At 69.7% G+C, this 19,365-nt stretch carries 13 protein-coding genes; 5 read left to right on the top strand and 8 right to left on the bottom strand.

The features are described 5' to 3' along the window. Nucleotides 1–95: 95 nt before the first annotated feature. The gene (locus tag AB0O24_RS05000) at nucleotides 96–1,868 is read right to left on the bottom strand and encodes a glycoside hydrolase family 15 protein (RefSeq protein WP_363373003.1); all 1,773 of its coding nucleotides are present in this window, start codon (nucleotides 1,866–1,868) and stop codon (nucleotides 96–98) included. A 113-nt stretch (nucleotides 1,869–1,981) separates the two neighbouring features. On the opposite strand from AB0O24_RS05000, the gene AB0O24_RS04995 reads away from it, so the two are divergent. The 3 genes from AB0O24_RS04995 to AB0O24_RS04985 all read left to right on the top strand — a co-directional run bounded on the left by AB0O24_RS04995 (nucleotide 1,982) and on the right by AB0O24_RS04985 (nucleotide 4,966). Further along, nucleotides 1,982–3,343 carry a glucose-6-phosphate dehydrogenase gene (locus AB0O24_RS04995; protein ID WP_363373000.1) on the top strand — a complete coding sequence of 454 codons (1,362 nt, stop codon included), beginning with the start codon at nucleotides 1,982–1,984 and terminating at the stop codon, nucleotides 3,341–3,343. Nucleotides 3,344–3,554: 211 nt separating this feature from the next. Then, nucleotides 3,555–4,139, top strand: a complete 585-nt coding sequence (locus tag AB0O24_RS04990) for a nitroreductase family protein (RefSeq protein ID WP_275800751.1) — start codon at nucleotides 3,555–3,557, stop codon at nucleotides 4,137–4,139. Between the two features lie 194 nt (nucleotides 4,140–4,333). Further along, a complete protein-coding gene (locus AB0O24_RS04985) occupies nucleotides 4,334–4,966 on the top strand; it encodes a YdcF family protein (protein ID WP_275800749.1) in 633 nt (210 codons plus the stop codon). Between the two features lie 177 nt (nucleotides 4,967–5,143). Here AB0O24_RS04985 and AB0O24_RS04980 read toward each other — a convergent pair whose 3' ends face one another. The 5 genes from AB0O24_RS04980 to AB0O24_RS04960 all read right to left on the bottom strand — a co-directional run bounded on the left by AB0O24_RS04980 (nucleotide 5,144) and on the right by AB0O24_RS04960 (nucleotide 12,573). Next, the gene (locus AB0O24_RS04980; protein WP_363372995.1) at nucleotides 5,144–7,351 is read right to left on the bottom strand and encodes an AAA family ATPase; all 2,208 of its coding nucleotides are present in this window, start codon (nucleotides 7,349–7,351) and stop codon (nucleotides 5,144–5,146) included. A 940-nt stretch (nucleotides 7,352–8,291) separates the two neighbouring features. Further along, entirely contained in the window at nucleotides 8,292–9,281 is a 990-nt protein-coding gene (locus AB0O24_RS04975; protein WP_363372992.1) for a helix-turn-helix domain-containing protein, read from the bottom strand. Nucleotides 9,282–9,517: 236 nt separating this feature from the next. Continuing rightward, complete coding sequence (locus tag AB0O24_RS04970; protein ID WP_275800482.1) at nucleotides 9,518–10,843, bottom strand: glycosyltransferase; 1,326 nt, start codon at nucleotides 10,841–10,843, stop codon at nucleotides 9,518–9,520. Between the two features lie 4 nt (nucleotides 10,844–10,847). Then, nucleotides 10,848–12,062, bottom strand: a complete 1,215-nt coding sequence (locus AB0O24_RS04965) for a glycosyltransferase (RefSeq protein ID WP_275800492.1) — start codon at nucleotides 12,060–12,062, stop codon at nucleotides 10,848–10,850. A gap of 142 nt (nucleotides 12,063–12,204) precedes the next feature. Next, entirely contained in the window at nucleotides 12,205–12,573 is a 369-nt protein-coding gene (locus AB0O24_RS04960; protein WP_275800480.1) for a helix-turn-helix domain-containing protein, read from the bottom strand. A gap of 64 nt (nucleotides 12,574–12,637) precedes the next feature. Between AB0O24_RS04960 and AB0O24_RS04955 the strand changes: the two genes are divergently transcribed. Together AB0O24_RS04955 and AB0O24_RS04950 are read left to right on the top strand one after the other, a co-directional pair. Continuing rightward, nucleotides 12,638–14,896, top strand: a complete 2,259-nt coding sequence (locus AB0O24_RS04955) for an LLM class flavin-dependent oxidoreductase (protein WP_275800479.1) — start codon at nucleotides 12,638–12,640, stop codon at nucleotides 14,894–14,896. Nucleotides 14,897–14,901: 5 nt separating this feature from the next. Beyond that, nucleotides 14,902–15,564 (top strand): NAD(P)H-dependent oxidoreductase, encoded by a 663-nt coding sequence (locus AB0O24_RS04950; protein ID WP_363372986.1) that lies wholly within the window; start codon nucleotides 14,902–14,904, stop codon nucleotides 15,562–15,564. 20 nt (nucleotides 15,565–15,584) lie between these two features. Here AB0O24_RS04950 and AB0O24_RS04945 read toward each other — a convergent pair whose 3' ends face one another. Together AB0O24_RS04945 and AB0O24_RS04940 are read right to left on the bottom strand one after the other, a co-directional pair. Beyond that, on the bottom strand, nucleotides 15,585–17,615 hold the full coding sequence (locus AB0O24_RS04945) for an ABC transporter ATP-binding protein (protein WP_363372983.1): 2,031 nt from the start codon (nucleotides 17,613–17,615) through the stop codon (nucleotides 15,585–15,587). Further along, the gene (locus AB0O24_RS04940) at nucleotides 17,612–19,339 is read right to left on the bottom strand and encodes an ABC transporter ATP-binding protein (RefSeq protein ID WP_363372981.1); all 1,728 of its coding nucleotides are present in this window, start codon (nucleotides 19,337–19,339) and stop codon (nucleotides 17,612–17,614) included. Before AB0O24_RS04940 ends, AB0O24_RS04945 begins: the two co-directional genes overlap by 4 nt. Nucleotides 19,340–19,365 lie beyond the last annotated feature (26 nt).

The following is a 19,365-nucleotide window of genomic DNA, read 5'->3' as shown; positions in this document are numbered from 1 at the left end:
CCCGTCGAAGGGACCGGAGGCTTCGACAGGCTCAGCCACCTCCGCCGCGGCCCGCAGAGCGCGCGGCCACCGCCGCCGCGGCCCGAGGAGGGCGCTCAGCGCGGAGCCGTGGCATCCAGGGCGTCGGCCGCCCCCACCAGCGCGAGATGCGACAGGGCCTGCGGGGTGTTCCCGGCCTGCCGCTTCGTCGTGGGGTCGTACTCCTCCGACAGCAGGCCGAGGTCGTTGGCGACCGCCGTGAGGCGCTTCATCAACGTCACGGCCTCGTCGCGCCGCCCGCTGTGCGCGTACTGCCCGACCAGCCAGAACGAGCACGCGAGGAAGGGATGCTCGTCGCCGCTGAGCCCGTCGACACCGGTGGTGCGATAGCGCAGAAGCCACCCGTCGGGCATGAGCGTCTTTTCCATGCGCGCGACCGTGGCGAGCATGCGCGGATCGTCGTAGGCGCAGAAGCCCACCTGCGGCAGCACGAGCAGCGACGCGTCGACCTCGTCGGTGTCGAAGTGCTGCGTGAACCACCCGCCCTCGTGCACGCCACGCGCATCGATGTCGGCGCGCACGCTGTCGCGCAGCGCGCGCCACGTGTCGACCTCGCCCTCGCGACCGCCCTCTTCGACGGCCCGGATGCCACGGTCGAACGCGGCCCACACCATCGCCCGGGAGTGGGTGAAGGAGTGCGGTTCTCCGCGCATCTCCCAGATGCCGAGGTCGGGTTTGTCGACCTCTCCTGCAAGCTGATTCAGCAGGGAACGTTGGAGCGACCACGAGAACGTCGTCTCTTCGACGCCCGCGTTCCGCGCCGCTTCGAGCGCCACCATCACCTCGCCGATGACATCGGCCTGGTACTGCGTGACCGCCCCGTTGCCGATGCGAACGGGCGCGGCGCCGCCGTACCCGGGGAGGCTCGTGATCTCTCGCTCGGGGAGGTCGCGCTCCCCCGCGATGCCGTACATGATCTGCACGTCGGCCGGATCGCCGGCGATGGCCCGGAGCAGCCAGGTGCGCCAGTGCTGGGCGGCATCCAGGTACCCGTGGTCGATGTACGCGCTCAGCGTGAGCGCGGCGTCGCGCAGCCACACGTAGCGGTAGTCCCAGTTGCGGGAGCCGCCGAAGGCCTCGGGGAGCGATGTGGTCGCGGCCGCGACGATCCCGCCGGTCTCGGAGTGCGTGAGGGCGCGCAGCACCATGAGCGAACGGGTGACGAGTGCCGCGTGCGTGCCGGCTGACTGCACGCGGTCGGCCCACGCGGCCCACCATTCGCGCGTGCGTTCGAGGGCCGCCTCGACGTTGAACGCGGCCGGGGCCTCACGCCACGACGGGCCCCACGAGAGGACGGAATCGACGCTCTGCCCCGCCGCCGCCGTCCAGCGGCCGCGATGCGCGGTGTCGACGGCGATCAGGCGCGGACCCCGGATGACGACGGCATCGGGACCCGCGACGGCGAGGATCGCGTGTTCGCCGCCCTGTCCGATCTGCTGGACCCACGGGACGGCTCGCGCGTAGTCGAAGCGCAGACGGACCTCGCTGACGAAGTCGACCTCGCCCGACACACCGACCACGCGACGGATCACCGCTTCGACGCCCTCGTCGACCGGCATCGCGTCGTAGACGTCGGCGACACCGGTCGACGTCTCCCACCGCGTCACGAGCACGAAGGTGTCGCCGTCGTAGCGGCGGGTCGCCCGGGCCTCGGGGTCTGCGGGGCGCAGCGACCACCGCCCGTGCGACTCGTCGCCGAGGAGCGCGCCGAGCATCGACCCGCTGTCGTACCGCGGCAGGCAGAGCCAATCGATGCTCCCGTCGCGGGAGACCAGGGCTGCGGAGCGGCAGTTGCTGAGGACCGCATAGTCCTCGATCGAAGTGGTCACCCTCGGATCATGGCAGGTGCCGCCGACATCGTGGCCGAACATCTCGATAGTGGCATCCATGCGCGCGCTGCAAGCATCCCGGCGATGTCGGAACCGAGCGCTACGGTTACCCCATGGCGGCGGACACGACCCTGATCATCCTGGGCGCCTCGGGCGACCTCACCTCTCGACTGCTCCTCCCGGCCCTCGGCCAGTTGCTCGCCCGCGAGCCGAAGCGCTCGATCCGCCTGCACGGCGCCGGCATGGACGACTGGACCGACGAGCACTGGCGCGACGTCGTGAAGAAGGCCTTCCAGACGATGGATGCCGAGGCGGCCTTCGACCAGGTCTCGTCGACGACCTACTCGCAAGCCGACATCACGAAGGCCGCCGACCTGCAGACCCTCCTCGACGGCGCCGAAGGACGTCCGGCCCTGTACTTCGCCGTTCCGCCGGCCGTCACCGAGAAGTCGTGCATCGCCCTCGCCGACGTCACGATCCCCGCGGGCACGATCCTCGCCCTCGAGAAGCCCTTCGGCACCGATGAAGCCAGCGCGCACAAGCTCAACCAGCAGCTGGCAACCCTCGTCCCCGAAGACCAGGTCTTCCGCATCGACCACTTCCTCGGTCGCTCCACGGTGCTCAACCTGCTGGGCGTGCGCTTCGCCAACCGTCTCATCGAGAGCGTGTGGTCGGCCGACGACATCGCGACCATCACGGTCGACTTCCCCGAGAAGCTCGGCCTCGAAGGCCGCGCCGGGTACTACGACTCCGCAGGAGCCCTGGTCGACATGATCCAAAGCCACCTGCTGCAGGTCATGGCGTTCGTCACGATGGAGCCGCCGTCCTCGCTCGACCAGCTCGATCTGCGCGACGCGACGTCGGCCGTGCTGCGCGCAACCCACGTGCTCGACGACGACCCGGTGAAGAACTCCCGCCGCGCGCGGTACACCGCGGGCGAGGTGGGCGACCGCCACTTCGTCTCGTACGTCGACGAGCCCGGCGTCGACCCGTCGCGCAACACCGAGACGCTCGCCGAGATGACCGTCGAGGTGCGCACCGCGCGCTGGCAGGGTGTGCCCATCACGCTCCGATCGGGCAAGGCTCTGGATGCCGGAGACCCGGCCGTCACCGTCACCTTCAAGCCCGTGCGGCACCTTCCGGGCGGATTCGTCGGCGAGAGCGACCCGTCGAAGCTCGTCTTCTCGCTCGGCCCCGACACGATGAGCCTCGAGCTCAACGTCAACGGCGCCGACGACCCGCTCGAGCTCGAGCGCGTGACCCTGGATGCCGATCTCGGCGAGGGCGCGCTCAAGGCGTACGGCGAAGTGCTCTCGGGCATTCTCGACGGCGACGCGATGCTCGCCGTCCGCGGCGACGCGGCCGAGCAGTGCTGGCGCATCGTGCAGCCGGTGATCGACGCGTGGCGTCAGAACGAGGTGCCGCTCGACGAGTACGCGGCGGGAAGCGCGGGGCCGTCGTCCTGGAAGGCCTGACGGCGGCTCCTGCGGCGGGGCGGGGCGGCACCGTTGCGGCGCGACGCGACGAGCCGTCGCTCATCGACGCGCACGCCGAGGGCGCGGCATCCTGAAATCTCTCTATGAGGGCGCGACGCACGACGTCACATGGGAACATCTCGTGCGCGCGTGGCGTTCACTGGTTCGGGTCAACGGCGTCCCGGCTCAGTCCTCGTTCACAGGAGTATCCATGTCTCTCGTTCTCGACCGCACCGCCCCCACCGAAGCCCCCATCCTCGACGTCCTCGCCGAGCGCTGGAGCACGCGCGTCTTCGACCCCGAAACGCCGATCGACGAAGTCGCGCTGCGCTCGGCCCTGGAAGCCGCCCGTTGGGCTCCCTCGGGCATGAACCACCAGCCGTGGCGCCTGATCGTCGCCCGTCGCGGCGGCGACGCGCACGCTCTCGTCGTGTCGGCCCTGATGGGCTTCAACCAGGCATGGGCTCCGGCCGCCGGCGCGCTGGTCGTCGTGCTCGCCGAGACCGAGACGGCCGAGGGCGAGGCACGCCCCTGGGCTCTGTACGACGCCGGTCAAGCGGCCGCGCACTTCACCGTGCAGGCGCACGCCGAGGGTCTCGCGACGCACCAGATGGGCGGCTTCGAGGTCGACGCCCTCCGCGCGGCCTTCGACATCGAGCCCCGCTTCGTGCCCGTGACGGTCATCGCCGTGGGCACCCTCGGCGACGTCGACGCGGCCGAAGAGGGACTGCGCCAGCGCGAACTCGCGCCGCGCGAGCGCCGCACGATCGCGGAGTCGCTGCTCGTCGACGCCTGATCACGACACCCCAGCGACACTCGTTCGCCCCCGCACCCGAAGCCGCGGTGCGGGGGCAAACCTGCTTCGGTCCGGCCAGCGGCGGGGCGCCGACGCGGACTCCGCCCTGAGGCGATCGCGCCGCAGCGGTGGCGGACCGCGCTCACCTGTCGTCGGCAACGTGGCGTTCACAAGAGCGGCTTACCATCGCTTCCGTGACGACCTCTTCGCCCACCGAAGCCGGTGCACCGGAATCACAGCCCATCGCGCTCGCGGGGGCGCGGCGCGGACGAATACGGTGGCGACGCCTCCGTCGGCTCAGCCTGGCACTCGCCGTCGTTGTCGTGGCGATCGTCGCGGCGGGGCTCCCCCTCTACGTCTTCCCTCCGCAGGGCGATCCGACCGACGCGAATCTCGTCTACGTGATCGGACCGCCCCAGCAGCAGCGGCTCGATCTCGGTGAGACCCTTCGCGACGCCGATGGCAACCTGCCGATGCTGATCTCCGTGTCGGGTTCCGCAAAGGGGCATGGGGACCGCGCCTTCGATGCCTCTGAGATCGACGCGTGTGGCGAGCCCGGGGTCACCTGCAAGCGGCCGGACCCGTTCACCACCGCTGGCGAGGCCAAACTCCTCACCGAATACGTCAGCAGTCACCCCAGCGGAAAGACGGTCGTGATCACCTTCACCCCGCACGTCGCCCGCGCGCGCTACATCTTCGCGAAGTGCTACGGGGGCGACGTCACCGTGATGGGTGTCGACACGAACATGTCGCTGTACGACTGGGCGTTCCAGTACGTGTATCAGACCGCGGGGTTCGTGAAGGCCTGGCTCACGCCCTGCCCGTGACGAAACGGGGCGGCTGGTGCAGGACCCGCCGGGACGGCCACACCCCATAAACGCCATCCGCTCACAGAAACGCGAGCACACCGCGTTTACGTGAGCGGATGGCGTTTATGCACGGGGGGCGCACACACGGGAGGGGGATGCCACGCACACCGCGTGGCATCCCTCTCCCTGTTCGGCCTACTCGACGATCTCGGCCTCGATCACGTCGTCGTCGGGGTCGTCGCCGGGCTCCTCGGCAGCGGGGCCCGTGCTCACCAGCATGAGCGAGTCGCCGTCGCTGGCCACGTCGACGCGGACCACGTCGCCGTCGCGCACCGTGCCGGCGAGGATCGCCATCGCGAGGCGGTCCTGGATCTCGGACTGGATGAGTCGACGCAGCGGACGCGCGCCGTACACCGGGTCGTAGCCGCGCTCGGCGAGCCACGAGCGGGCGTCGGGCGTGACCGCGAGGGTCAGCCGGCGCTCGCGCAGGCGCTTGTGCAGAGCATCGACGGCGAGTTCGACGATCTGGGCGAGGTCGTCCTGGCTGAGGGCCTGGAAGATCACGATGTCGTCGAGGCGGTTCACGAACTCCGGCTTGAAGGCCTGCCGCACGAGAGCCTGAACCTGTTCACGCTTGGCATCCATCGACAGCGTCGGATCGATGAGGATCGGCGAGCCGAGGTTGGAGGTCAGGATCAGGATGACGTTCGTGAAGTCGACCGTGCGGCCCTGGCCGTCGGTCAGGCGACCGTCGTCCATGACCTGCAGCAGCACGTCGAAGACTTCGGGGTGCGCCTTCTCGACCTCGTCGAGCAGCACGACGCTGTAGGGACGCCGACGCACGGCCTCGGTGAGCTGACCACCGGCCTCGTACCCGACGTACCCCGGAGGGGCACCGACCAGGCGCGAGACGGAGTGCTTCTCGCCGTACTCCGACATGTCGATGCGGACCATGGCGTGCTCGTCGTCGAAGAGGAAGTCGGCGAGCGACTTCGCGAGCTCCGTCTTTCCGACACCCGTGGGGCCGAGGAACAGGAACGAACCGACCGGGCGGTTGGGGTCGCTGATGCCGGCCCGCGAGCGTCGGACGGCGTCGGACACCGCCTTCACGGCATCCTTCTGTCCGATCAGACGCTTGCCGAGCTCGCGCTCGAGGTGTAGCAGCTTCTCGGTCTCGCCCTGGAGCAGGCGCCCCACGGGGATGCCCGTCCAGGCGGCGATGACAGCCGCGATGTCTTCGTCGGTGACCTGCTCGTTCACCATGCGGTCACCCGCGGGCTCTTCGCGCTCGGCCTTCATCAGCTCGCGCTCGAGCGCCGGGATCTCGGCGTACAGCAACCGCGACGCGCGCTCGAGGTTGCCCTCGCGCTGGGCACGCTCGGCATCCACGCGGGCGGCGTCGAGGCGCGTCTTGAGCTCACCGACGCGGTTCAGCGAGGCGCGCTCGCGCTCCCACCGCGCCTGTAGCTCGTCGAGCTTGGCCTGTTCGGCGGCCAGCGTCTCGCGAAGAGTCGCCAGGCGTTCTTTCGACGCCTCGTCCTTTTCCTTCTTCAGCGCGAGCTCTTCGAGCTTCAGGCGGTCGACGTGACGACGAAGCTCGTCGATCTCGAGCGGGGCCGAGTCGATCTCCATGCGCAGGCGCGACGCGGCCTCGTCGATCAGGTCGATGGCCTTGTCGGGCAGCTGGCGCGAGGGGATGTAGCGGTTGGAGAGGGATGCCGCTGCCACGAGCGCCGCGTCGGCGATCGCAACCTTGTGGTGCGCTTCGTACCGCTCCTTGAGGCCGCGGAGGATCGCCACGGTGTCCTCCACCGTGGGCTCGCCGACGTAGACCTGCTGGAAGCGGCGTTCGAGAGCGGCATCCTTCTCGATGAACTCGCGATACTCGTCGAGCGTGGTCGCGCCGATCAGGCGCAGCTCGCCGCGGGCGAGCATGGGCTTGAGCATGTTGCTGGCCGCGACCGACCCTTCGCCGCCGCCCGCGCCCATGAGCACGTGCAGCTCGTCGATGAATGTGATGATGCGTCCGTCGGACTCGGTGATCTCTTTGAGGACGCTCTTCAGCCGCTCCTCGAACTGTCCGCGGTACATCGCACCGGCGACCAGCGCCGAGATGTCGAGCGAGACCAGCTCTTTGTTCTTGAGGCTCTCGGCGACGTCGCCCGCGACGATGCGCTGAGCGAGCCCCTCGACGACGGCGGTCTTGCCGACGCCGGGCTCGCCGATGAGCACGGGGTTGTTCTTGGTGCGCCGGGTGAGTACCTGGCTGACGCGGCGGATCTCGCCGTCACGCCCGATCACGGGGTCGAGCTTGCCCTGGCGGGCCCGGTCGGTGAGGTTGATGCCGAATTGCTCGAGGGCGCTGCGCGCGTCCTCCTGCCCCGGCTGTTGTGTGGCGTTCATGGTGTCTCCTGGAAGTTTTCTCGCTTCACTCAAACTTGAGTGGCGTTGACTCAAGTTTAGCATCAGCGTCCGCGCGGGGCAATGGGGTCGGCAGGATGCCACGGCGTCGAGGCGCGGCATCCGGAGTCCGCCCCTCGCGGCGAGGGGGACGGCGAGCGGCGTCGAGGCGCGGCATCCGGAGTCCGCCCCTCGCGGCGAGGGGGACGGCGAGCGGCGTCGAGGCGCGGCATTCGGAATCCGTCCTGGGGGCGATGGGGGCGGTGACGGGCCGAGGCGTCCGGAGTTCGGCCCGCACGGGGCAATGAACGCGGCACGCGACCGAGTCGTCGAGGCGCGGCATCCGGGATCCGTCCCGGACGGGACCGGAGCAAGGCAGGCGGTGCCCACCTGGCCGTCTGGTGGCGTCCGGGTTCGGGCCGGCGCCTACCGCCAGGCGGAGTGGGGGTGCGCGCGGGGGCGTACCGTCAGGCGAAGTGGGGGGTGCGCGCGGGGGCGTACCGTCACGCGGAGTTCGATTGCGACGCGCCGCCCCGGCGACCAGCCGAACGGCGCGTCGCCCACGAACTCCGCCCAACGGCACACGACCGCCGGGCGGCGATCACCCCGAGGCGAAACCCGCCCCACCACCGCGCGTACCGCCATGCGGAGTCCAGCCACGACACGCCGCACCGGCGACCAGCCGAACGGCGCGTCGCCCACGAACTCCGCCCAACGGCACACGACCGCCGGGCGGGGATCAACCCGAGGCGAAACCCGCCGCACCACCGCGCGTACCGCCATGCGGAGTCCGGCCACGACACGCCGCGAACAACGCCGCACAAACGGCGTGGCGCCCACGAACTCCGCGCGACGGCACGGCCGCGGCCCGCCCGCCGCCCCGGGGCAACCGAGGCCGCAACAGGACGAATCCCGGATGCCGAAACCCGGCCCCCGGACGACGTCAGGCGGGCACGGCCTCGCGCGGCGCGGCAGGCACGTCATCCGCACACGAAAAGCGCGCGCGATATGCCGTGGGGGTCAGGCCCAGCGTGCGGGCGAAGTTCTGACGCAGCACCGCCGCCGAGCCGAACCCGCACTCCGCAGCGATGCGGTCGAGGCCGAGATCGGTCTCCTCGAGAAGGCGCTGCGCGTGCAGGAGGCGCTGGCGGGCGAGCCACGCGGCGGGCGTGGCACCGAGGTCGGCCTTGAAGCGGCGGGCGAAGGTCCGCGGCGACATGTGCGCGCGGGAGGCCAGCTGATCGACCGAGAGTTCGGCATCCAGGTTCTGCAGCATCCACTCAGTCACCGGCGCGAGCGACATCGACGGAGCGACCGGCAGCGGCGAGGCGATGAACTGCGCCTGCCCGCCGTCGCGCTGCGGGGCGACCACCATGCGCCGGGCGATGCGGTTGGTGAGTTCGGCGCCGAGCTCCTGGCGCAGCAAGTGAAGGCAGGCGTCGAGACCGGCGGCGGTTCCCGCGCTCGTGATGATGCGCCCGGACTGCACGTAGAGCACGTCGGGGTCGACGTCGATCGAGGGATACATGCGCGCCATGACGTCGGCGTAGCGCCAGTGCGTGGTGGCGCGCTGGCCGTCGAGCACACCGGCTGCCGCGATCACGAACGCCCCACTGCACACGCTCAGGAGCCACGCGCCACGCGCGTGAGCGCCACGCACGACCTCGAGCACACGCGGATCCACGGACCCCCACTGCTCGCGCGGAATCGGCGCGAGGATGACGATGTCGGCGTCGGCCGCCGCGTCGAGACCGAGCTCGACATTCACCGAGAAGCCGATGTTCGAGGGGACGACGCCCGGATCCGGCGCCACGATGCGGAAGTCGAAATTGGGGATGCCCTCATCCGTGCGATCGAGGCCGAATGCCTCGCACGCGAGACCGAACTCGAACGGAGCGAAACCCGGCTGGATCACGACGGCGACAGAACGCATGTGCACCTCAAGGAGTGGCAGAAATCGAACGAACACCGTCCATCGTGCCACTCGCGGCGCAAAATAGCGATGCGTAGCTTTTCTGCCATGGCTTATCTCATCGCTCTCGCCGCCCTCACCCTCGTCAGCGTGGTCGCGTCGGTGTGGCTCATCCGCACCGACGGCTACCGCGCGGTCCCCACCGACCCCGCGCGCGCCGCGCGCCGTCGGGAACCCGCCTCGCGCGAAAAGAAGCGTCAGCGTCCGGCGGAAACGGCCCGGCCGTACACCCCGACCATCGCTGCCGTCCGCGACGACTGGCGGAACCGCTCCGCGATCGTCGGGTCGACAGCGACCGGCGTGCCCGCTGCGATGTCGTCGGCCGCGCGGCGGAGCGAGTCCGCGAGCGCGGAGGTCGTTGCATCCGGAACCGCCCAGACGCCAGCGCCCAGCTCCGACGCGATATCGGGATCGCTGACGACCGCCGGAGTTCCGAGCGAGGCCGCCTCGAACACGGTCATGCCCTGCGTCTCGAAGCCGATCGAGGTCTGCACCACCGCGTCGGCAGCCGCCAGCCGCGCGAGCGTCTCGGCGTAGCTGAGGCGTCCGGAGAAGACCACGGATGCCACGGGCTTCCGCTCCGCGACGAGCTTCTGCGCCGCGCGGAGTTGGGCGCCACCGCCGATGATCTCGACCTCGGCGTCGATGCCCGACTCGACCACCGCCTCGAGGAACGGCAGGAGGCGCTTCTCGGGGCTCATCCGGCCGAGCCACACGAAGCGCGGGGGGCCGGGGCGGCGGGCCTCGGCACCGGTCGCGAGCGCGGCGTCGAGGATGTCGTCGTCGATGCCGTTCCAGATGACATCGACACCGCCGGCGGCGGGCACGACACCGCGCTCTTCGAGGCGCCGAGCGAAGTGCCCGGAGGGTGCGGTGATCGCGCGCGAGAGGCCCGCGAAGCGGCGGAGATAGGCCCATCCGTCTGCCGGGCCGGCGCCCTGCGTCGCGTGCCCCGCGCGTGCGTCGGGCGCCGCGGGCGCAGCCGCCGCCACGCGTGCGGAACGCGCGGCATCCCGCGGATTCACGCCCGGGGACGGCGGGGTCGCCGCGTTGCCTCGCGTCGCCGCCGCGCCGCGCAGCGCCCGCCGCGCCCACGCGTTCAGCACGCGGAGGACGAGAGTCGGGAAGGGCGCGGTCGCCTCGATCCCGACGTCGACGCGATTGTGCATCGTGTGCACGACGGGGAGGCCGTGCCGCGCCGCGTAGCGGTGTCCGATGAACGCACCCCAGAAGTCCGCCTGCACGTGCACGACGTCGACGGGGAGTCGGGCACCGAGCTCGGCATCCACGAACCGATCCGTGCGCGAGCCGGGCCAGGTGAGCGCGTACTCGCGGTCAGGCGTGATCGCGATCGAGGGGAGGTCGATGTACGCCGCGTCGTCGGGCGCGGGCCGGTGCATCCGTGGCGCGACGACCGTCACGACGTGCCCCGCGCGCTCGAGGAAGCGCTTCTGCAGCCGCATCGACACCTGCGCCCCGCCGAGGGACTCGAGGTGCTGGTCGGCGAACATCACCACGTGCACGCGGTCACTCCGGGATCGGCCGTCCGCGGTACAGCGCCTCGAAGGTGTCGAGCGTGCGACCGATGTCGTGCACGATGACGCCGTCGAGCGAGGCCTGCTGCATGCGGCGACGCTCTTCGGGGTCGGCGGTGAGGACGTCGGTCAGACGCGCCGCCAGCTCTTCGGCGTTGCCGGGCTCGAAGAGGTAGCCGTTCTCGCCGTCGTGCACGAGGTGCGGGAGGGCGACGGCGTCGGCAGCGACCACCGGGAGTCCGGATGCCATGGCCTCCATCGTCGCGATCGACTGCAGTTCCGCGATCGAGGCGATCGCGAAGACGCTCGCCCGGGTGTAGAGCGCGCGCAGCTCCTCTTCGGAAGTGTGACCGTGGAACGTCACGCGCGCAGAGAGGCCGAGCTGGTCGGCGAGCTGCTCGAGATTGCGGCGCTGGTCGCCCCCTCCGACGATGTCGAAGGTGACGTCGAGGGCGGGGTCGAGCAGCTTGAGCGCCCGCAGGACGACGTCGATCCCCTTTTCGCTGGTGAGGCGGCCGACGAACAGGATGCGGTTCGCATCGCGCGGCTCGAGATCGGGCGTGTAGTTCGACCGGTCGATGCCGCACGAGATCGGGATGACCCCCTCGATGCCGATCGTGGACTCGAGGAAGTCTGCCGCACGGCGCGTCGGGGTCGTCACCGCACGGGTCATCGCGAACGTGCGGGCGGCATCGGCCCAGGCGAGCTTGACGAAGATGCGGTCGAGGAAGTCGGGGAGCGTCGTGAAGTCGAGGATGTTCTCGGCCATCACGTGGTTGGTGGCGACGACCGGGATGCCGCGCTTGCGCGCCTCTCTCGTGAGACCGCGGCCGATCACGATGTGCGACTGGATGTGGACGACATCGGGCTTCACCTGGTCGAGCACCTTGCGCGCGTAGTGCTTCGCCCGCCACGGCAGGACGAAGGTGAGCCAGTCGTGTGGGAGGAAGCGATACGCCGGCAGACGGTGCATCGTCATGGGCTCGCCCTCGATCACCTCGGTGAAGGTGCCGGCGTGGCTGTGCCCGACGCTCGGTGCCGCCACGTGCACGTCATGCCCGCGGGCGACGAGCCCCGCGGCGAGGCGCTCGGCGAATCGAGCGGCGCCATTGACGTGAGGAAGGAAGGTGTCGGCTCCGATGAGGACGGTGAGCGGACGGTCGGCGGGCGTGCCGGTGGGCGTGCCGGTGGGACTGCCGTCGGGCATGGGGTCGGAGGGCGTCGCAGGAGTGGTCACGGGTGGTGAGGCCTATCTGTGCGGCGGTAAGGGGCACGCGGGGCGGGTTCGCGGGGCTGCTCCACTGTACCGGAGGGCGTTTTGCGCTCCCCGGAAGCCCCGCCCGAACGCTTCAGCCCCTCACCTCTCCACCCTTCTCGTCTTCGGCGACCGGTTCCCAGCGGCGGGCGTAGCGCGCCATGGGCTGCAAAGAGCGGAGAAGCTCGACACCGCGCTCGGTGAGGCGATACGAGATCGTCACGGGCGTGGTCGGCCGGACGTCGCGCGCCACCAGCTCGGCGACTTCGAGCTCACGGAGTCGGACGCTCAGCATGCGACCCGAAAGCCCCTGCACCCGGTGCTCGATCTCACTGAAGCGCTCGGCCCCCATGCCGAGGGCGAGCAGGATGCCGCTGGACCACCGCCGACCGACGACTTCCATGACATCGGAGATCCGCCGGCATTCCTCGTCGTCGATGTGCAGGGGCAGCGAAGCAGTCACTTACTCATCGTAAGCCGCTTACGCGGGGTTTGTCGAGCGTGACAGGTCGCCGGAGGCTGAAGACATGACCGACTACCTGCATCCCCTGCGCTTCGGCACCTTCGTCACCCCGGTCGCGTCCGCCCCGCAGCAGCCGGTCGACCTCGCGCTCCTCAGCGAAGAGGTGGGGCTGGACATCGTCACATTCCAGGACCACCCCTATCAGCCGGCGCTCCAGGACACGTGGACGCTGTTGTCCTGGGTCGCGGCGAAGACCTCTCGCATCCATGTGTCCGGCAACGTCCTGAACCTCCCGTTACGCCAGCCCGCCGTGCTCGCGCGGGCGATGGCGAGCCTGGACCGCCTCAGCGGCGGGCGTGCCGAGCTGGGGATCGGCACGGGCGGATACTTCGATGCGATGGCGACGATGGGCGCGCCCCTGCTGACGCCGGGCGAGGCCGTGAGCGGGCTGGACGAGGCTCTCGACATCATCCGGGGCATCTGGGACACCACCGACCCCTCGCCACTGCAGGTGGACGGCGTGCACCACCGGGTGTTCGGCGCCGCACGCGGACCGGCCCCGGCGCACGAGATCCCGATCTGGGTGGGGGCCTACAAGCCGCGGATGCAGCGCATCATCGGCCGGAAGGGAGACGGCTGGCTGCCGAGTCTGCCGTGGATGAAGTCCGGCGACATCGAGCGCGGGAACCGGATCATCGATGCATCCGCCCGAAAAGCCGGCCGTGATCCGCGTGCGGTGACCCGTCTCTTGAACGTCACCCCGCAGTATGCCGCAGCCGACCTCGCCGAGTTGACCGTCGAGCACGGGATCAGCGTCTTCATCCTGGGTTCCGACGATCCGCGCGAGATCCGGAGGTTCGCGGCAGAGACGGCGCCGCGCATTCGCGACCGTGTCGCCGAAGCCCGCCGGAGCAAGCGCACCCCCTCTGCGGCGCGCGCCTTCCGCGACGATCCGATTCCCGATGCGCTCGCCTCGCGCATCCTGCTGCCCGGCGACCCGGGCTACACCCGCTACACGGCCGGGTACTTCCGCGGAGCCAGGCCCGGGCTGGTGATCCGCCCGCAGTCGCCGGCGGAGGTTCAGGATGCCGTGCGCTTCGCGTCTCGTCATCGCGACGTACCGCTCGGCCTGTTCAGCGGCGGACATGGGATGTCGGGGCGGTCGCTGAACAACGGCGGCATCGTGATCGCCCTCGATGCCCTGAACGAGATCGAGATCAGTGGCGGGAATCGCCTGCGGGTCGGCCCGGGCGCCCGTTGGCGCGAGGTCGCGGCGGCGCTCTCGCCCTACGGCCTGGCGATCACCGCGGGTGACTACGGCGGCGTCGGCGTGGGCGGGCTGGCCACCACCGCGGGGATCGGGTGGTTCGCGCGCGAGCGAGGACTCACCATCGACCATCTGCGCGCGGTGGACATCGTCACGGCGGACGGCGAGCGCGTCCACGCGAGCGAGTCGGAGAACCCCGACCTGTTCTGGGCAGTGCGTGGGGCGGGTGCGAACTTCGGCGTCGTGGTCTCGTTCGAGTTCGAGGCGCACCCGGTCACCGACCAGGTCGGATTCGCCATGCTCGCCTTCATCCCCGACGACCTCACGACCTTCCTGGAAGGGTGGGGGACGGCGATCGAGAATGCGGATCGCACCGTGACGGGCACGCTCATGATCGGCCCCGTCTCCCCCGGCACGCCGCCCGTCGTGCAAGCACTGATCGTCGTCGACGAGCACGATCCCGAGGTGGTCGTGGCGCGTCTCCAGCCGCTCGCCCGGCTCGCGCCGATGGCGAATCAGTCCGTCCAGATGGTCCCCTACGCTGCGCTTCTCGAACTCCCCGCCGGTGGCGAGCTCCAGCACGGGCACGGCGAGCCGCACGGGCACTCGGGCCTGGTACGTCACCTCGACCATGAGGTGGCCGGGAGGATCGCCGACCTGATGGCATCCCGTTCCTCGTTCATTCTGAGCATCCGTTCTGCCGGCGGCGCCGTCGGGGATGTCGCCGCGGACGCGGCCGCCTACGGATGGCGAGACGCGAACTTCCTCCTGGCGATGGTCGGGGGCGGCACGGGTGAGGTCGAAGAGAGGTGGGCTGAGCTCGCGCCGAGCCTGGAGGGCATGTACCTCAGCTTCGAGACCGACACCGGTCCAGAGGTTCTCGAGCGAGCATTTCCGCCCGCCCACCTCGCTCGGCTCCGGAGGCTGAAAGCCGTCTGGGACCCCAGCGGCCTGTTCCGCGACAACTTCTTCATCGCGCCCGACCCCCATCCCGTCTCTCGCTCATCCTCGACCTCGGACGAGGACCGTTTCCCGACCACCACCCCCCGGAGTTGATTTCCTTGTCTTTGCTGCGTATCGACGCATCCATCCGCCACGACGGCTCGGCCAGCCGGGCTCTCGCGGACACAGCCCAGGACCACTGGCTGAGGACCACCACCGACACGCGTGTCGTGCGACGCGAGGTGGGCGTCACGCCTCTCCCCAGTGATGCGTGGGCGCGAGCCCTCTCCGCGAGCGCCGCGACAGACCAGGACCGCACGGCCGAAGAGCGAGAGGCGCTGGACCTCACGGCGCTGCTCGTGGATGAACTCGCTGCGGCTGATGCCTACCTGTTCGCCGTCCCTCTCTACAACTTCGGGGTCTCTCAACACTTCAAGACGTACGTGGACCTCGTCGTCGCCGACTTCCGCATGGGTCCAGGATCGCGTCCGGTCACGGCAGGCAAGCCCGGAGTGCTCGTCACGGTCCAAGGAGGGAACTACTCGCCGGGAACGCCCAAGGAAGGATGGGATCACGCGACGGCGTGGATGCGTCGCATCTTGGAGGACGTCTGGGAGATCGACCTGGACATCGTCACGCGCGAGTTCACTCTTGTCGGAGTGAACCCGGCGCTGGACGCGTTCACCGAGATGGCTGAGCGCATCGAGACCGCGGCGCACGCAGATGCCCGGCACGCCGGCCGCCGGCTCGCGAAACGACAAGTCGAGTCCGCGAGCCGGTGACGCCGGCGCCCGAGGACCGCTCAGGAGTCCGCGCCGCGTGCGACCTCCACTCGGGCGGCGTCGGCGCCCGACGCGGCGTTCTGGAACTGCGACTGGTACAGGCGCCAGTACGCGCCGTGCTGGGCGATGAGCTCGTCGTGGCTTCCCTGCTCGACGATGTCGCCGTGCTCCATCACGAGGATGAGGTCGGCGTCACGGATCGTCGAGAGGCGGTGGGCGATGACGAACGACGTGCGCCCCTCGCGGAGCGCCGCCATCGCCTGCTGCAGCAGAAGCTCGGTGCGGGTGTCGACCGATGACGTCGCCTCGTCGAGGATCAGCACGGAGGGACGCGCGACGAACGCCCGCGCGATCGTGATGAGCTGCTTCTCGCCGGCCGAGACGTTCGCCGCATCTTCGTCGAGGACCGTGTCGTATCCCTCGGGGAGAGAGTGCACGAACTGGTCGACACGGGTCGCGACGGCAGCCTCGACGATCTCTTCGTCGGTCGCGCTCTCGCGGCCGTACCGGATGTTGTCGCGGATCGTGCCGGCGAACAGCCACGGATCTTGCAGCACCATCCCCGTGCGCGAACGGACGTCGTCGCGGCGCAGGTCCGCGATGTTCTGCCCGTCGAGCAGGATACGCCCGGCGTCGAGCTCGTAGAAGCGCATGATGAGGTTGACCAGCGTGGTCTTACCGGCGCCGGTGGGCCCGACGATCGCGACCGTCTGCCCGGGCTCGACGCGGAAGGACAGGTCGCTGATGAGCGGGTGCTCCGGCGTGTAGGCGAAGGCGACGTTCTCGAACTCGATGACGCCGCGCCCGTCGACCGGTTCGGGGGCGTCGACGGCGTCGGGCTCCTGCTCGTCGGCGTCGAGCAGCGCGAACACGCGTTCGGCGGAGGCGGTGCCCGACTGCACCACGGCGGCCATGCCGCCCAGCTGCGACAGCGGCTGGGTGAACTGCTGCGAGTACTGGATGAAGGCCTGCACGTCGCCGAGGCGGATCTGCCCCGCCGCCACCATGAGCCCGCCGAGCACCGCGATGCCGACGTAGGTGAGGTTTCCGACGAACATCATGCCGGGCATGATCATGCCCGAGAGGAACTGGGCCTTGAAGCTCGCCTGGTAGAGCTCCTCGTTCTCGACCTCGAACTTCTCGCGGGCGTCTTTCTCGCGGCCGTACACCTTGACCAGCGCGTGGCCCGAGAACGACTCCTCGACGCGGGCGTTCAGTCGCCCGACCTTCTTCCACTGCGTGCCGAAGGCCTTCTGCGACTTCGGGCCGATCACGCCGAAGATGATCGCCATGAGCGGGAGCGAGACGAGGGCGACGAGCGCGAGCTGCCACGAGATCGTGAACATCATGATGAGCACGCCCACGACCGTCAGCACCGACGTCAATGCGCTCGAGAGCGACTGCTGCATCGTCTGCGTGATGTTGTCGATGTCGTTGGTCACGCGCGAGATCAGTTCTCCGCGCTGCACCTTGTCGAAGTACGACAGGGGCAGGCGGTTGATCTTGGCCTCGACGTCTTCGCGCAGGCGCCACATCGTGCGCACCATGATCACGTTGATGACGTAACCCTGGATCCACGACAGCAGCGACGATCCCACGTAGATCGCCAGCACGGCGACGATCACGAGACGCAGGGCGTCGAAGTCGACGCCCTCGCCCACCTGGAACGGGTTCATCGCTCCGATGACGTTCGCGTAGTCGTTCTGGCCCGACGCCCGGAGCGCCTCGACGACATCCGCCTGCGAGGTTCCGGCGGGGAACTGCGCCGCCAGACCCCGAGAGGCGACGCCCTCGAAGATGATGTTCGTCGCGTCGCCCAGAACGCGCGGCGCGAGGACGGCGAGGACCACACCGAGGGCTCCGAGCACCGACACGAACGTGAACGCGACGGCGTGCGGACGAAGGAGCCCGATCAAGCGGCGGAAACTCGGCCCGAAGTTCGCGGCCTTGCCGGGGGCGACGCTGTCCCAGTCGCCGGAGTTCAGCCGCGCCTGTTCGGCGAGCTCGAGCTCGGCGCGTTCTTCTTCGGTGAGCGCGTCGGGGGTGCTCATGCTTCCACCCCCAGCTGCGACTCGACGATCTCGCGGTACGTGGCGCTCGTCTCGAGCAGTTCCTCGTGCGTGCCGAGACCGACCATGCGACCGTCTTCGAGCACCACGATGCGGTCGGCGCCGGTGATGGTCGACACGCGCTGGGCGACCACGATCTTGGTCACCTCAGGCAACTCGTCCCACAGGGCCTGTCTCAACCTCGCGTCGGTGCTGAGGTCGAGCGCCGAGAAGGAGTCGTCGAAGACGAGCACCGACGGACGGTGCACGATCGCGCGCGCGATGGCCAGGCGTTGCCGCTGCCCGCCGGAGACGTTCGTCCCGCCCTGGGCGATACGCCCCTCGAGGCCGCCGTCCATCGCCTCGACGAAATCACGACCCTGGGCGATCTCGAGCGCGCGCCACAGCTCATCGTCGGTGGCGTCTTCGCGCCCGAAGCGGAGGTTCGACGCGACCGTTCCGCTGAACAGGAACGGGCGCTGCGGGACGAGCCCGATGCCCTTCCACAGTCCGTCGAGGTCGGCCTCGCGCACATCGACCCCGCCGACGCGCACCGCGCCGCCCGTCACGTCGAACAGACGCGGGATCAGCGACACGAGCGTGGTCTTGCCCGCACCGGTGGATCCGACGATCGCGACGGTCTCACCCGGCCGGGCCGCGAAGCTCACGCCCGTCACGACCGGCGACTCGGCCCCCGGGTAGGCGAAGGCGACGTCGTCGAACTCGACCGCCCCCGGCTCGGGGAAGGCGGTGACCGGGTTGACCGGGCGCTCGAGCGTGGAGTGGCTGTCGAGGACCTCGGCGATGCGCTCCGCCGAGACGGCCGCGCGCGGGATCATCACCGTCATGAAGCTCGCCATGAGAACGCCCATGAGGATCTGGGCGACGTACTGCATGAAGGCGAACAGCGTACCGATCTCGACCGTGCCGCTGTCGATCTGGATGCCGCCGAACCAGATGACCCCGACGAGGGTGACGTTGAGCACGAGCATCGCGAGGGGGAACAGCAGCACGAAGAGGGATCCGACCTTCCGGCCGACGATCATGATGTCGGTGTTGGCCCTGCGGAAGCGCTCTTCTTCGATGCCTTCGCGCACGAACGCGCGTACGACGCGCACGCCCGTCAACTGCTCGCGCATGATGCGGTTCACGGCGTCGAGCTTGGACTGGTAGCTGCGGAACAGCGGGACCATGCGGGCGATGATGAGCCCGGCGGCGATGAGCAGAACCGGCACCGAGACGCCGAGCAACCAGCTCAGTCCCACGTCTTGCTGCAGCGCCATGAAGATGCCGCCGAGCGCGAGCAGGGGTGCGCTGACGAGCATGGTCGCCCCCATCATCGCGAGCATCTGCACCTGCTGCACGTCGTTGGTGTTGCGCGTGATCAGGGAGCCGGCACCGAACTGCGACAGCTCGCGCTCGCTGAACCCGCTGACCTTCTCGAACACGTCGCGGCGGATGTCGCGACCGGCCGCCATCGCGGCGCGGGCGGCGAAGTACGTCGCGATGATCGACGCCGTGATCTGCCCGAGGGAGATGACGAGCATGATCATTCCGCGCGACCAGATGAAGTTCGTGTCGCCGCGGGCCACGCCCTGATCGATGATGTCGGCATTCAGACGCGGCAGGTACAGGGATGCCATGGCCGCGGCGAACTGGAAGACCAGCAGCGCGAGCAGCAGCCAGCGGTACGGCCTGAGGTAGCGGATGAGGAGCTTGGCGAGCACGGAGCCCTCCGGAAATCACTGGAACA

This window comes from Microbacterium sp. NPDC086615, from assembly GCF_040686055.1.
Lineage (GTDB): Bacteria > Actinomycetota > Actinomycetes > Actinomycetales > Microbacteriaceae > Microbacterium.
Note: the sequence above shows the minus strand (reverse complement) of the source record. Positions and strands in the feature narration are given on the sequence as shown.